The sequence below is a fragment of the Streptococcus sp. ELY_125 genome (assembly GCF_058314535.1).
The window spans coordinates 65,006-80,049 of record NZ_JBZFUM010000005.1 but is presented as its reverse complement, the minus strand read 5'-3'; the positions used below and the strand labels follow the sequence as shown (position 1 = coordinate 80,049).

The window sequence follows — 15,044 nt, the reverse complement described above, 5'->3', positions numbered from 1 at the left end:
GGGATGGATATATGGCCGGATCTCTTAGTGAAATTAAAACAAGAATCACATCAACAGAAAAAACAAGTAAGATTACAAGTGCCATGCAGATGGTATCAGCCGCTAAGCTGACTAAATCTGAACAGGCGGCCAAAGATTTTCAGGTCTACGCCGCTAAGATTCGTCAAATCACCACAGATTTGCTGCGGGCAGAATTAACAAATGGCAGCGATAATCCTATGCTGGCTTCCCGTCCTGTCAAACGGACCGGCTATATTGTGATTACGTCTGATAAAGGTCTGGTTGGTGGTTATAATGCCAAAATTCTCAAGGCTGTCATGGACTTGATTGAGGATTACCATGCTGGAAAAGATGACTATGCGATCATCTCTATCGGTGGAACAGGAGCCGACTTTTTCAAGGCACGTGGGATTGACTTGGCTTTTGAATTACGGGGATTAGAAGATCAGCCTAGTTTCGATCAGGTATCACAAATCATTTCTCAGTCTGTTGAAATGTACAAACAAGAGCTTTTTGATGAACTCTATGTTTGCTATAACCATCACATCAACAGTCTAACCAGTCAGGTGCGTGTTGAGCAGATGTTGCCTATTGTTGACCTCGATGCTAATGAATCAGAAGAAGAGGCTGCTAATGCTTTTGAACTAGAGCCCGACCGCAGTTCTATCTTGGAGCAGCTTCTGCCCCAGTATACTGAAAGTCTGATTTACGGTGCCATTGTTGATGCAAAGACAGCTGAGCATGCTGCAGGGATGACAGCTATGCAAACAGCAACAGATAATTCAAAAAACGTTATCAGTGACTTAACTATCCAATACAACCGTGCCCGTCAAGCTGCGATTACTCAAGAAATAACAGAGATCGTAGCGGGGGCAAATGCACTGGAATAAGATAGTTGAATAAGCTGACACCCTCAAGGTTGGGTCAAGATAAGCAGTGATTAGGTCATTGGCTTGTTTTGCCTCGGCCTCTGCAGGAAATATGACAAGGAAGGAAATTAGAATGAGCTCAGGCAAGATTGCTCAGGTTGTTGGACCGGTTGTCGACGTTAAGTTTGCTGCCGATGATAAACTCCCTGAGATAAATAATGCATTGGTCGTTTATAAAGACAGCGATAAAAAAGAAAAAATCGTGCTCGAAGTTGCTCTTGAATTGGGTGACGGCGTTGTACGTACCATTGCTATGGAGTCAACTGATGGGCTTACGCGTGGGCTGGAGGTTTTAGATACTGAGCGTCCAATCAGCGTACCAGTCGGTAAGGAAACATTGGGCCGAGTTTTCAATGTTCTTGGCGATACTATTGACCTTGAACAGCCTTTTGCAGAAGAAGCAGAGCGGGAACCGATCCATAAGAAAGCTCCTAGTTTTGATGAACTATCAACCTCATCAGAAATTCTGGAAACAGGGATTAAGGTCATTGACCTACTTGCCCCTTATCTAAAAGGTGGTAAGGTTGGCCTCTTTGGAGGAGCAGGAGTTGGTAAGACTGTCCTGATCCAAGAGTTGATCCACAATATCGCTCAAGAACACGGTGGTATTTCGGTATTTACTGGGGTTGGTGAGCGTACTCGTGAGGGTAACGACCTTTACTGGGAAATGAAGGAATCAGGCGTTATTGAAAAGACTGCCATGGTCTTTGGGCAGATGAATGAACCACCTGGAGCGCGTATGCGTGTTGCTCTTACTGGTTTAACTTTGGCTGAATATTTCCGTGATAGGGAAGGCCAAGATGTTTTGCTCTTTATTGATAATATCTTTCGTTTCACCCAAGCAGGTTCTGAAGTTTCAGCCCTCCTCGGACGGATGCCGTCAGCCGTTGGATACCAGCCAACCTTGGCGACTGAAATGGGACAATTGCAGGAGCGAATCACTTCAACCAAAAAAGGTTCGGTTACTTCCATTCAGGCTATTTACGTACCTGCTGATGACTATACAGACCCTGCTCCGGCAACAGCCTTTGCCCACTTGGATTCAACAACCAACTTGGAACGTAAATTGACCCAAATGGGGATTTATCCAGCCGTAGATCCACTGGCATCAAGTTCACGAGCCCTTGCTCCGGAAATTGTTGGTGAGGAACACTACCAAGTAGCCACAGAAGTACAGCGTGTGCTGCAACGTTATAACGAATTGCAGGATATTATTGCTATTCTTGGTATGGATGAGTTGTCAGATGACGAAAAGGTCCTTGTTGGCCGTGCTCGTCGGATCCAGTTCTTCCTCTCACAAAACTTCAACGTTGCTGAACAGTTTACAGGACAGCCCGGTTCTTATGTGCCAGTTGCTGAAACAGTTCGTGGATTTAAGGAAATTCTTGAAGGAAAATACGATGATCTACCTGAGGATGCCTTCCGCAGTGTTGGTCCAATTGAGGATGTTGTCGCAAAGGCTAAACAAATGGGTTTTTAATGAGGTGAAATTATGTCCGAAATGATGACCGTGCAAATTGTGACGCCGGATGGCATTCGGTATGACCACCATGCAACCTATATCTCGGTAACTACGACTGATGGTGAGATGGGGATCTTGGCTAACCATGTCAATACTATTGCTCCGCTGGCTGTACATGAGATGAAAATTCGCCGCGTTGATGATGATAACCATGTGGACTGGGTAGCTGTTAATGGCGGGATTCTTGAGATCAAGGACAATATGGTTACCATTGTAGCCGATTCGGCCGAGCGTGCTCGTGATATTGACATTTCACGTGCTGAACGTGCTAAACGGCGTGCTGAACAAGAGCTTGAACTAGCCGAGCAAGCCCATCAAATGGATGAAGTTCGTCGCGCTCAAGTGGCTCTGCGCCGTGCCCTTAATCGTATCAGTGTTGGAAATAAATAACGGCTTTTGTATCCCAACTGCTGTAAGTAAGCTGCTTATTACAAACTCTAAGTTTAAAAAGCTTAGAGTTTTTTTTACAGACAAATTTTCAAAAAATCTGTTAATTAAACTCGGGGTTAATTCCTGAAGAAAAGATAGCTTTCCTTGTATGCAAATAAACGTCGCCACTCTCCTGTTTTCTTGTTGGAAATTTTGTAAGCAAATCGCTCTCTGGATCTGAACGAGCAGTTCGGAAAACTTTGATTTTTTACAAAGGTGAAATTATAAGCTAACAGTTGTATTCCTACCTATGGACATGATAGAATAACAGCATGGATATTTTACAATCAATGATCCCTATTATCTGTCACATCTTTTTTATTCTCTTAAGTTATCAACTCTTAATAAGATTGGTAGATTGGGAAAAGTTTTTGAAGGTTAACCCTGATAATTTAGGGACTATCACCTTACTTGTCATGTTTTTAGCGATCGCTCTGGGTTACTTGGTCAGTAGTTTCTTCCTATCCATTATTTCGCTGAGTACAACGATTTTTACCACAATCCACTAACGTTAACTTTTGGTTATCTTATGATATAATAGTAAAAATACTTGGTAAAATTGGAGAATTACTTATGGATAAAATTATTATCAAAGGCGGACAAACACGCTTGCATGGTGAGGTAACGATCGAAGGGGCTAAGAATGCTGTTCTGCCCCTTTTAGCAGCGACTATTCTGCCATCAGAAGGTCAGACAGTTCTGCATAATGTTCCTATCCTGTCAGATGTCTACACTATGAATAATGTAGTACGTGGACTTAATGTGGGTGTGACCTTTGATGAAGATGAAAACAAAGTCACAGTTGATGCCAGAGGAGAGCTTTTGGATGAAGCCCCCTATGAGTACGTCAGCCAGATGCGGGCTTCCATTGTTGTACTAGGACCTATTTTGGCCCGCAATGGCCACGCTAAGGTATCGATGCCGGGTGGCTGTACGATCGGCAGTCGCCCTATTGACCTCCACCTCAAAGGGTTAGAAGCTATGGGAGCTAAAATCAGCCAAATTGGTGGTGATATTACAGCAAGAGCTGAAAAGCTTCAGGGAACAACGATTTACATGGATTTTCCTTCTGTTGGTGCTACTCAAAATTTGATGATGGCTGCCACTTTAGCTGAAGGGACGACAATTATTGAAAATGCAGCCCGTGAACCTGAAATTGTCGATCTTGCTATCCTCCTCAATAAAATGGGAGCCAATGTCAAAGGAGCAGGGACAGAAACTCTTACAATCAAAGGTGTAGAACAGCTTCATGGGACTGAGCATGATGTTGTGCAGGACCGTATTGAAGCTGGAACTTTTATGGTTGCAGCTGCTATGACTTCTGGAGATGTCTTGATTAAATCGGCTGTGTGGGAACATAATCGTCCCTTGATCTCTAAGTTGGTAGAGATGGGGGTCGAGGTGACCGAAGAAGCACGAGGAATTCGCGTTAAATCGGATATTAGCCGTTTAAAACCAGTCACCGTAAAAACCCTGCCTCATCCAGGTTTTCCGACAGACATGCAAGCTCAATTCACAGCTCTGATGGCTGTGGTGGCAGGTGAGTCGACTATGATTGAGACGGTTTTTGAAAATCGCTTCCAGCATCTTGAAGAAATGCGCCGCATGGGCTTGAACTCAGAAATTCTGCGCGATACAGCTATTATCCATGGAGGAGAAGAACTCCAAGGAGCACAAGTTATGTCAACGGACTTGCGTGCTAGCGCAGCTCTGATTCTCATCGGTATGGTAGCCAAGGGGACAACGACTGTTGGCAAACTCACGCATCTAGATCGGGGTTACTATAAATTCCACGAAAAATTGGCTGCTCTAGGTGCTGATATTGAAAGGGTGAATGGCTAATGTCAAATGTAGGTTGGGGTTATGTCAAACGTCAGCTAGGTCTGGTTTTGCTGGTAGTTTTCCTCTGCCTGTTTGTCTTTGTTCTAGGTTTGATCTTGGGCTATGCCGTACTTGGTCAAGGTCATAATCCCTTAGCTATTTTGTCACCGGAAAAATGGCAGTCCTTGGTTGACAAATTCACTGGACGCTAGTAAATGAGAAGCGTAAAAGACTCGATGGTCATTAGCCAGCGAGCCTTTTTAGAGAGATGAAATAAATGAAGAAAAAACGATTGAACAAGCGTGAACAAAAGGCGCTCTTGTCCCTTATCAGCTTAGCGATAGTACTGTTTCTCGGCTATGTGACAACCAATGAAAATATTTCTGATAAGAGTCCTCTTAAACAAGTTGCTTACCTTCTAACAGGTGATGAGGAAGAGACAGATAGTCCCAGTCAAAGCTTGGCTGAGGGGGTCCTGACTGGATCGGTCAAACAGCAGCTTGGTGGTGATATAAAGTGGAATGGGGCAGGTGCTTATGTGGTCAATGGAAATAGGACCAAACTCAATGCCCATGTCGCCAGTTCCCCCTATGTTAATAATCAGACCAAACAAGTGCAAGGACAAACAGTGCCTACAGTGGCTAATGCGCTTTTGTCCAAATCAACCCGCCAGTATCGCAGCCGTCAAGAAACTGGCAATGGCGCTACGGATTGGACACCAGCTGGTTGGCACCAACAAACTGGATTGACTGGTAAATATGATCATGCTATTGATCGTGGACATCTGATCGGCTACGCTTTGGCTGGCAGACTCAAAGGCTTTGATGCCTCAACCAGTAATCCTGCTAATATTGCCGTTCAGACAGCCTGGTCAAACCAGGCTAACAGTGAAGATTCCACGGGGCAAAATTATTATGAGAACCTCATTCGTCAGACCTTAGATCGGCGAAAACGTGTTCGCTACCGTGTTACTCTTATTTATGAAGGGGATAATCTGATTGCCAGTGGCCGTCATTTGGAAGCAAGATCTGATGATGGAAGCCTTGAATTTAATGTTTTTATTCCTAATATTCAGGAAGGTATAACACTGGATTACAAAACTGGTCAGGTAAGGAGGGCCAAGTAGCCTTTAAAGATAAGCGATGCTAATAATCCTAATGGCCAGATTAGAATCAAGAACGATAGATATTAAGGTTCCTGTTAAGAAATTCGCTTAACTTCTATGAAAAAAGTTTAGCTGTTTTGAAATTATTTTCTTGCACCCAATAACCTGCCGCTGTTTTTTCACTTTTTGCCTGCTTTTTTATCCCCTTTTTTTATCGTAATAATTGCCTTTGCTTCCCCAAATGCTTGTAAGTGAGTGCCTTACCTGCAATCAGGTGCTACTACTCTCTGTTTAAAGCTTGGCAAGAGTTTACTGGCTGATAAAATTAACTTGTCAGCCTTTGCTTTTTTTGATAGAATAAGGCTAATTGAATAGAGGTCTGTGAGACTAGTAGCTTGGTGGCACTTTAAAGGGAATGTGAATCGTTGACTGGAAGTTCACTAAAGGAAAACCTTGTGAATTCACTCGCGTTAAAGACTTGATCAAATTAAGGTCCAGCATACTGGATGAAAACGGATGGTACCGCGTGTCAACGCTCCGCTGATAGAGGAGTAGTAGGCAGGCGGTTTTTTAGTATCGCTTTCATCTCAAGAGGTCTGAATCAATCATGAAAGGAAACCTGTAATGGATTTACAAAAAGAGTTAGAAGAGTTAAAAATTTCAACCAAGGCTAAACTCAAGGAAATGAATGGCAATCACAGCAAGGAATTGCAAGAGCTGAGGGTTGCTGTTTTAGGGAAGAAGGGGTCTTTGACGGAGCTCCTTAAAGGGCTGAAAGACCTATCAAGTGAGATGCGTCCAGTCATTGGTAAGCAAGTCAACGAAGTGCGCGATGTTTTGACTCAGGCTTTTGAAGAGCAAGCTAAGATTGTTGAGGCTGCTAAGATTCAAGCCCAATTGGAGTCAGAAACACTGGATGTGACACTGCCAGGGCGCAAGGTTAATCTTGGGAACCGCCACATTTTGACGCAAATATCTGAGGAAATTGAGGATATTTTCCTCGGTATGGGCTTTCAAGTTGTTGATGGGTTTGAAGTTGAGAGTGACTACTACAATTTTGAGCGGATGAATCTGCCTAAGAACCATCCTGCGCGCGATATGCAAGATACTTTCTACATTACTGAGGATATCTTGCTGCGGACACATACCAGTCCAGTTCAGGCCCGGACCTTGGATCAGCATGATTTTTCACAAGGCCCTCTTAAAATGATTTCACCGGGGCGTGTATTTCGACGCGATACCGATGATGCTACTCATTCGCACCAATTCCATCAGATTGAAGGTCTTGTTGTCGGAGAAAATATCTCGATGGGGGATCTCAAGGGGACCCTGCAGCTGATTAGCCAAAAAATGTTCGGTGAAGATCGGAAAATCCGTCTGAGACCATCGTATTTCCCTTTTACTGAACCATCAGTAGAAGTAGATGTTTCCTGCTTCAAGTGTGGAGGCCAAGGTTGCAATGTCTGCAAGAAAACTGGCTGGATTGAGATCCTAGGTGCTGGTATGGTTCATCCGCGAGTCCTTGAAATGTCTGGTGTCGATTCAGAGAAATATTCAGGCTTTGCCTTTGGTCTAGGGCAAGAACGCATTGCTATGTTACGTTACGGTATCAATGATATCCGTGGTTTCTATCAAGGCGATGTTCGGTTTTCCGCCCAGTTTAAATAAGCCTAAGTAAAAGGGAGAAAAGGTTTTGACTATTGTATTGAAAACCGTTAGCCTAAACGAGGCTAACACCTTGAGAGAACTCTCTATGCAAACCTTTCGCGAAACCTTTGCCCACGATAATACTGAGGAGCAGCTGCAGGCTTATTTTGATTCTGCCTTAGCTCTCGAACGTTTAAGGGAAGAACTTGCCTGCTCAGAATCTAGCTATACCTTTGCGGAAGTTGATGGACAAAAGGCAGGTTTCCTTAAGACCAATACGGGCTCTGCTCAGACTGAGACAGAACTGGATGATGCTTTTGAAATCCAAAGGATTTATGTCCTGCAAAAGTTTCAGGGATTAGGAATCGGTAAAATGCTCTTTGAATTTGCCTTGAAAGAGGCAAAAAAATCAGGTGCTTCTTGGGTCTGGTTAGGTGTTTGGGAAAAGAATTTTAAGGCACAGAGATTCTATGCCAAGTATGGTTTTGAAAAATTCAGCCAGCATGCCTTTCCGGTTTCAGAGGATAAGGTTGATGTAGACTGGCTGCTCAAGAAAAAATTGAAATAACTGAAAGGAAATGGATGCGGATAAAAAGTTTGGAAGGACAAAGGGGAACTCGATATGATAGGGTTTCTGTTTCCAACTGTTTTTAAAGATATCCGTTGGTAGTAATATGCTTGTATCATATAAGTGGTTAAAAGAGTTAGTTGATGTTGATGTAACAACGGCTGAACTTGCTGAAAAGATATCGACAACAGGTATCGAAGTAGAAGGTGTGGAAATACCAGCTGAGGGTTTATCGAAACTTGTAGTGGGAGATGTTTTATCCTGTGAAGATGTTCCGGATACTCACCTTCATCTTTGTCAAGTGGATACTGGTGAGGAAGAACCGCGTCAGATTGTCTGCGGTGCTCCAAACATCAAGGCTGGAGTCAAGGTTATTGTCGCCTTACCGGGCGCCCGTATCGCTGATAATTATAAAATCAAAAAAGGGAAAATCCGCGGTCTGGAATCGCTGGGAATGATCTGTTCCCTGCAGGAACTGGGCTTGTCAGACAGTATTATCCCTAAAGAATTTTCCGATGGGATCCAAATCTTGCCTGAATCAGCTGTCCCTGGCGACAGCATCTTTCCTTATCTTGATTTGGATGATGAAATCATTGAGTTGGCGATTACTCCTAATCGTGCTGATGCTTTATCGATGCGCGGTGTTGCCTATGAAGTAGCTGCCATCTATGACAAAACTGTCCATTTTCCTGAAAAGCAGCTCAGCGAAAATGGCCAGCCAGTTGCTGAACACTTATCGGTGGCTATCGAGTCAGATAAGGTATTAACTTATCAAGCCCGTCTGGTGGATAATGTTACCGTAGCACCGAGTCCTCAGTGGCTGCAAAACTTGCTCATGAATGCAGGGATTCGTCCTATCAATAACGTGGTTGACGTGACCAACTATGTTCTGCTGTATTTCGGTCAACCCATGCATGCTTTCGACTATGATAAGTTTGAAGATAAAAAGATTGTCGCTCGCTCAGCGCGTGCAGGTGAAAGTCTGCTTACCCTTGATGGTGAAGAGCGCGACCTGACGCAGAAAGATCTAGTCATCACCGTTGCCGATAAGCCAGTAGCCTTAGCCGGTGTCATGGGCGGACAGTCTACAGAGATATCTGCTGACTCTAAGAAGGTAGTACTGGAAGCCGCGGTTTTTGATGGCCAAACAATTCGTAAAACCAGTAGCCGCCTCAACCTCCGTTCAGAAAGTTCTTCACGTTTTGAAAAAGGAATCAACTATGATACCGTTTCAGAGGCGCTTGATTTTGCGGCAGCTATGCTGCAGGAATTAGCTGGGGGCAGTGTCCTATCTGGAAGTGTCTCAGCAGGCAGCTTGCCAACAAACCCAGTAGAAGTCTCCACTAGTCTTGAATATGTCAATGTTCGTCTGGGAACTCAGTTAACCTACGCAGACATTGAGGCTATCTTCACTCGACTCGGATTTCCTGTCGCTGGCAGCAGCGAGGCCTTTACTGTTTCTGTGCCCCGTCGTCGCTGGGATATCGCTATTCAGGCAGACTTGGTTGAAGAAATTGCCCGTATCTATGGCTATGATAAATTGCCGACGACCTTGCCAGAAGCGTCTGGAACGGCTGGTGAACTGACAGCGATGCAAAAACTGCGTCGTAAGGTTCGCACTCTTGCCGAAGGCGCTGGTCTATCAGAGATTATTTCCTATGCTCTGACCACGCCTGAGAAGGCAACCGAATTTACAATGGCACCAAGCCAAGTAACGGAGTTGATGTGGCCAATGAGCCTTGAGCGCTCTGCTCTCCGCCAAAACATCATCTCTGGGATGCTGGATACTGTGGCTTATAATGTAGCTCGTAAGAACAGCGATGTTGCTATTTACGAAATTGGTAAAATTTTTGAACAAGAAGGCAATCCAAAAGAAGACCTGCCTCGTGAGTTGGAAACCTTTGCCTTTGCGATGACTGGCCTAGTCGCCGATAAGGATTTCCAAACTGAGGCAACTCCAGTTGATTTCTTCCATGCTAAGGGAATTATTGAGGCTCTCTTTGATAAATTAGATCTGACAGTCGAGTTTGCAGCTGATAAGAGTTTAACAAGCATGCATCCCGGTCGTACAGCTACTGTTTCGCTGGATGGCCATGTGGTTGGTTTTGTTGGACAGGTTCACCCTGAGGTGGCTAAGGCCTATAGCATTCCTGAAACCTATGTTGCCGAGTTAAACCTGACAGCAGTGGCAGCTGCCTTACAACCAGCTGCAGCCTTTATAGATATCACCAAATTCCCTGCAGTGTCGCGCGATATCGCCCTTCTGGTTGATCAATCTATCAGTCACAAGACCATTGTACAAGCAATTGTAGCAGCAGGGGTTAAACGCCTGAGTGATATTAGACTCTTTGATGTCTACGCAGGTGCTAATCTTGGTCAAGGTAAGAAGTCAATGGCCTATAGTTTAACTTTCCAAAATCCAAAGGATAATTTAACAGATGAGGAAGTTGCTAAGTATATGGAGAAAATTACCAAATCACTGACGGAAAATGTTAATGCGGAAATTCGTTGATTGCTAATTAATCTAAAAGCAGCTCTAGCACTTGTTTGCTAGGGCTGCTTTCAATGTATTCAGAAATTTGGAGAGTTGAGATTTGTGGCTAACTTCATTTTAAAACTTTCAAAAACGATGAAAGGCACTGAAAAAACAACATTTGAGGACAAAAGTATTGTAATTAATAGAAAATTTGCTAGAATATAAAAGAGTGTTTGCAAAAACAAATACTAATTTAAACTATCTTTATTGGGAGGAAGATTGAAATGGGAAAACGTTCACAGCGCTTCTCCATCAGAAAGTATAGCTTTGGGGCAGCGTCTGTCCTGCTGGGTATAGCTTTACTGGCTGCAGGAGGAGTACAAGTAAAAGCAGAGGACGCTAATTTGGGGGCAGCAGCCCCGTCAGCTGTTGATGATGGGAGCAGTACAGCTGATCAACCAGCGGTTCCAGCAACCAATGAAGGAGTTTCCGAAACAGACTCCATTCAAACTCGTGTTGTTGGTGTAGATGACAACGGTACTACCGTTACGACAACTTCAGAGGTGACCTCATCTGGCTTGGAGAAGGCTAAAGCAGCTGCTCAAGAGCAGGGTATCCAAGTTGAAGAAACCCCGCCCCAGCTTCAGCCGTCAGTAGAGGCAGCAGTTGCTGACAACAATGTTCAAACTCAAGAAATCAATCAAACACTGAATGATTACCAAGTTGCTAGAGCCCAGTACCAAGCTGCTGTTGAGAATTACAACAAGGCTAAATTAGAATTTGACAATAAGACTGCTGAGAAGGAAAAGGCTGATCAAATCAATGCTCAGAATAAGGCTGCCTATGAACAAGCGATGGCTGTTTATAAGCAAGCGCAAGCAGATTATGAAGCCGCGCTCGCTCAGTATAATGCTGATAAGAAAAAATACGATACAGATAAGGCTAACTACGATAGCAAGGTCGCCGAGAAGGCGGAAGTCGACCGCATCAATGCGGAAAATGAGGCCAAGTATCAAGAAGCGTTAGCGGCATATAATACAGCTAAAGCCCAGTATGATGCCGATAAAGCTAAGTACGACCAAGATAAGGCCAAGTACGACGCTNGGCCAAGTATCAAGAAGCGTTAGCGGCATATAATACAGCTAAAGCCCAGTATGATGCCGATAAAGCTAAGTACGACCAAGATAAGGCCAAGTACGACGCTGATAAAGCTGACTACGATAGCAAGGTCGCCGAGAAGGCGGAAGCCGACCGCATCAATGCGGAAAATGAGGCCAAGTATCAAGAAGCGTTAGCGGCATATAATACAGCTAAAGCCCAGTATGATGCCGATAAAGCTAAGTACGACCAAGATAAGGCCAAGTACGACGCTGATAAAGCTGACTACGATAGCAAGGTCGCCGAGAAGGCGGAAGCCGACCGCATCAATGCGGAAAACGAGGCCAAGTATCAAGAAGCGTTAGCGGCATATAATACAGCTAAAGCCCAGTATGATGCCGATAAAGCTAAGTACGACCAAGATAAGGCCAAGTACGACGCTGATAAAGCTAACTATGATAGCAAGGTCGCCGAGAAGGCGGAAGCCGACCGCATCAATGCGGAGAACGAGGCCAAGTATCAAGAAGCGTTAGCGGCATATAATACAGCTAAAGCCCAGTATGATGCCGATAAAGCTAAGTACGACCAAGATAAGGCCAAGTACGACGCTGATAAAGCTAACTACGATAGCAAGGTCGCCGAGAAGGCGGAAGCCGACCGCATCAATGCGGAAAACGAGGCCAAGTATCAAGAAGCGTTAGCGGCATATAATACAGCTAAAGCCCAGTATGATGCCGATAAAGCTAAGTACGACCAAGATAAGGCCAAGTACGACGCTGATAAAGCTAACTATGATAGCAAGGTCGCCGAGAAGGCGGAAGCCGACCGCATCAATGCGGAAAACGAGGCCAAGTATCAGCAGGAATTGGCTCAATATCAGGTTGATAAAGAGCAATATGACAAGGATCTTGCTGATTACAATACAAAACTCTTAGAGTACGAAACTGCTCTGAAACAGTACGAAAACGCCAAAGAGGCTTATGATAAATTCTTAGCTGACCAAGGATTATCAGCTGAAGCTGCTGCACAGGAATTGACATTCTTGCGTGAACCAACTGCAACACATAAGATTGAAGGCATTAGTAGTTATCTGACTAAGGCTGCTCAAGAACGTCTGGCCTCTAAGGGTGGGGTTGAGCAGTACCAATCTAATGAATTGGCAGATGGTGAAGTTGTTTCAGAAAGTCCTTACTCTGATAAAGAATCTGAATGGATTCAAATCAAGGTAGGTGATAAGTTCTCTGTCACCTATGATGGGCTTTCACAATCTAAAATGCTGGTTGAAGGTGTTCAACGCGATATCAGCAGAGTTATTTACCGCTACGAAATCGTGAACTTGCCTTCTTACGATAAGAAGGGAATCGCCAAGGTTGATGCTGACCCCACGGTTACGCTAACGGTTGGGGCATCATCAGATACGCAAGAGCCAGTCAAAGTAGCCGTTGATATTGAATTCTACGATAAAGATGGCAAGATGTATGACCTATCACAGCGTAAAGCTATCATTGCATTGAACTCTCTTAACCACTGGAAGGGAGCTGCTTATATTGATAGTGGTGATAAACCTCGTGCTTTAACTGTTGAAGCCAAAGATGTTAATGGCAATATGGTCCGTGGTACTTGGGATCCCTACGCTGACGGCAGCTCTCCAAGTATGGAAAATGGAGGGGTCGTTGTCAAATCAGGCCGTGCTGATTTTGCTGGCAAGACTGTCGAGGTTTCGCAGGACAATCCTCTTAGAATTATCGCTCAGAAGGCTAGCTGGAATGGTCACAGTTGGATTGTAGAAAAAGAAACGACCATATTCGGTAACGCTGTATATGCCTCAGGTGGTGGCAACGGTCATTCAACTGGTACTGATGAATATAGATTTGATGGGAAAGATGATATTCTCGGAACCTATGTCGTTGATCAGACAACCGGTGTTATTACGTTTACCCCTAAAAGAAAATTCCAATCAACAGAGCACCAAGAGTTTGTTGACATTGGTAATAAAGGTTTTGTAGCAATTCCTAATTCAAGTGTTACTTACGATCCAAACACGAAGCAAGTAACTTCTGAAAACGAGAATCAGTATATTGAAAATGGCGCAGTTTTCAATGGTGAGACAACACCAACACTGCGTGGATGGGATGACCCTGACTCCCCTTATCTTTACTATGGTGGTGCAGGTGTTCGTATGACCGACGGTCACTTGGTTTTCACTGCTCAAGGGGCTAATGCGGATGGTGCCCCAACAGTTTATTGGTTTGCCATTAACTCAAATGTTGGATTCCCTAAAAATCCAGGTGAAGAGCCAAAAGTGCCAACCAAGCCAACGCCGCCGACAGCGCCAACCCCACCGACTAAGGTCATCGTTGAAGTACCAGACGAGCCGACGGAACCGGACGCGCCAACGCCGCCGACAGCGCCAACGCCGCCGACTAAGGTCATCGTTGAAGTTCCAGATGAGCCGACGGAACCGGATGCGCCGACCCCACCGACGGCGCCAACGCCGCCGACTAAGGTCATCGTTGAAGTTCCAGACGAGCCGACGGAACCGGACGCACCAACGCCGCCGACAGCGCCAACGCCGCCGACTAAGGTCATCGTTGAAGTTCCAGACGAGCCGACGGAACCGGACGCGCCAACACCGCCGACGGCGCCAACGCCGCCGACTAAGGTCATCGTTGAAGTTCCAGACGAGCCGACGGAACCGGATGCGCCGACCCCGCCGACAGCGCCAACGCCGCCGACTAAGGTCATCGTTGAAGTTCCAGACGAGCCGACGGAACCGGATGCGCCGACCCCGCCGACAGCGCCAACGCCGCCGCGCAAGACCATCATTGAAGTTCCAGAAAAGCCGACGGAACCGGATGCGCCGACCCCGCCGACAGCGCCAACGCCGCCGACTAAGGTCATCGTTGAAGTTCCAGACGAGCCGACGGAACCGGATGCGCCGACCCCACCGACAGCGCCGACGCCGCCGACTAAGGTCATCGTTGAAGTTCCAGACGAGCCGACGGAACCGGATGCGCCGACCCCACCGACAGCGCCGACGCCGCCAACAACAATCAATGTCGAAGTTCCAGCAGAACCAACACCGCCAACCGAGCCAAAGGTTCCAACTGTAAGATGGCATAAGAACTATATTGTTGAAGTTGTTGAAAAACCAAAGCCAGGTATTCCAACGACTGATCTACCTAAGGATCCAGCACCATTTACGCCTGTGCCTGTACATAGTACACCGCAACCACCTGCTTCACAAACACCAGTTGGGACATTACCAGAAACTGGTGAAACCACTAGCTATGGTGTGGCAGCCTTTGGTGTTGGTATTATAGCCTTTACACTAGCAACTCTCATGGCTTCTTATAAGCGCAAAGAAGATTGAGATTGCCTAGCAGATTTAATAGCTGATAAGCAATAGCTAAAAAGACTGATTCTCCTCTAAGTGAGAGATCAGTCTT

Annotated in this window: 10 protein-coding genes and 1 pseudogene; all 11 read left to right on the top strand. The window is 45.3% G+C overall.

What is annotated here, in order from left to right:
• The first annotated feature begins 11 nt into the window (after positions 1–11).
• The 11 genes and pseudogenes from AC4HAL_RS03695 (at position 12) to AC4HAL_RS03645 (ending at position 14,968) form a co-directional block, all read left to right on the top strand.
• The gene (locus tag AC4HAL_RS03695; protein ID WP_491093036.1) at positions 12–890 is read left to right on the top strand and encodes a F0F1 ATP synthase subunit gamma; all 879 of its coding nucleotides are present in this window, start codon (positions 12–14) and stop codon (positions 888–890) included.
• Between the two features lie 112 nt (positions 891–1,002).
• Positions 1,003–2,409, top strand: a complete 1,407-nt coding sequence (gene atpD, locus AC4HAL_RS03690) for a F0F1 ATP synthase subunit beta (protein ID WP_491093035.1) — start codon at positions 1,003–1,005, stop codon at positions 2,407–2,409.
• A 12-nt stretch (positions 2,410–2,421) separates the two neighbouring features.
• Entirely contained in the window at positions 2,422–2,841 is a 420-nt protein-coding gene (locus AC4HAL_RS03685; protein ID WP_447453049.1) for a F0F1 ATP synthase subunit epsilon, read from the top strand.
• Positions 2,842–3,152: 311 nt separating this feature from the next.
• Positions 3,153–3,389 (top strand): DUF1146 family protein, encoded by a 237-nt coding sequence (locus tag AC4HAL_RS03680; protein WP_491093034.1) that lies wholly within the window; start codon positions 3,153–3,155, stop codon positions 3,387–3,389.
• Between the two features lie 64 nt (positions 3,390–3,453).
• Positions 3,454–4,722 carry a UDP-N-acetylglucosamine 1-carboxyvinyltransferase gene (gene murA / locus AC4HAL_RS03675; protein WP_447453051.1) on the top strand — a complete coding sequence of 423 codons (1,269 nt, stop codon included), beginning with the start codon at positions 3,454–3,456 and terminating at the stop codon, positions 4,720–4,722.
• Positions 4,722–4,913 (top strand): DNA-directed RNA polymerase subunit beta, encoded by a 192-nt coding sequence (locus AC4HAL_RS03670; protein WP_491093033.1) that lies wholly within the window; start codon positions 4,722–4,724, stop codon positions 4,911–4,913. The genes murA and AC4HAL_RS03670 overlap by 1 nt, the downstream gene beginning before the upstream one ends.
• A 65-nt stretch (positions 4,914–4,978) precedes the next feature.
• The gene (locus AC4HAL_RS03665; protein WP_491093032.1) at positions 4,979–5,827 is read left to right on the top strand and encodes a DNA/RNA non-specific endonuclease; all 849 of its coding nucleotides are present in this window, start codon (positions 4,979–4,981) and stop codon (positions 5,825–5,827) included.
• A 603-nt stretch (positions 5,828–6,430) separates the two neighbouring features.
• Positions 6,431–7,474, top strand: coding sequence for a phenylalanine--tRNA ligase subunit alpha (gene pheS / locus AC4HAL_RS03660; protein WP_491093031.1), 1,044 nt, complete (start codon positions 6,431–6,433; stop codon positions 7,472–7,474).
• Positions 7,475–7,559: 85 nt separating this feature from the next.
• Entirely contained in the window at positions 7,560–8,021 is a 462-nt protein-coding gene (locus AC4HAL_RS03655; RefSeq protein WP_447453058.1) for a GNAT family N-acetyltransferase, read from the top strand.
• 106 nt (positions 8,022–8,127) lie between these two features.
• On the top strand, positions 8,128–10,533 hold the full coding sequence (gene pheT, locus AC4HAL_RS03650) for a phenylalanine--tRNA ligase subunit beta (protein WP_491093030.1): 2,406 nt from the start codon (positions 8,128–8,130) through the stop codon (positions 10,531–10,533).
• A gap of 248 nt (positions 10,534–10,781) precedes the next feature.
• Positions 10,782–14,968, top strand: a pseudogene (locus tag AC4HAL_RS03645) (GbpC/Spa domain-containing protein).
• The last annotated feature ends 76 nt before the right edge of the window (positions 14,969–15,044 follow it).

Coding starts and splice junctions, on each gene's coding strand:
- AC4HAL_RS03695 (WP_491093036.1), top strand. CDS start 12: ATGGCCGGATCTCTTAGTGAAATTAAAACAAGAATCACATCAACAGAA.
- atpD (WP_491093035.1), top strand. CDS start 1,003: ATGAGCTCAGGCAAGATTGCTCAGGTTGTTGGACCGGTTGTCGACGTT.
- AC4HAL_RS03685 (WP_447453049.1), top strand. CDS start 2,422: ATGTCCGAAATGATGACCGTGCAAATTGTGACGCCGGATGGCATTCGG.
- AC4HAL_RS03680 (WP_491093034.1), top strand. CDS start 3,153: ATGGATATTTTACAATCAATGATCCCTATTATCTGTCACATCTTTTTT.
- murA (WP_447453051.1), top strand. CDS start 3,454: ATGGATAAAATTATTATCAAAGGCGGACAAACACGCTTGCATGGTGAG.
- AC4HAL_RS03670 (WP_491093033.1), top strand. CDS start 4,722: ATGTCAAATGTAGGTTGGGGTTATGTCAAACGTCAGCTAGGTCTGGTT.
- AC4HAL_RS03665 (WP_491093032.1), top strand. CDS start 4,979: ATGAAGAAAAAACGATTGAACAAGCGTGAACAAAAGGCGCTCTTGTCC.
- pheS (WP_491093031.1), top strand. CDS start 6,431: ATGGATTTACAAAAAGAGTTAGAAGAGTTAAAAATTTCAACCAAGGCT.
- AC4HAL_RS03655 (WP_447453058.1), top strand. CDS start 7,560: ATGCAAACCTTTCGCGAAACCTTTGCCCACGATAATACTGAGGAGCAG.
- pheT (WP_491093030.1), top strand. CDS start 8,128: ATGCTTGTATCATATAAGTGGTTAAAAGAGTTAGTTGATGTTGATGTA.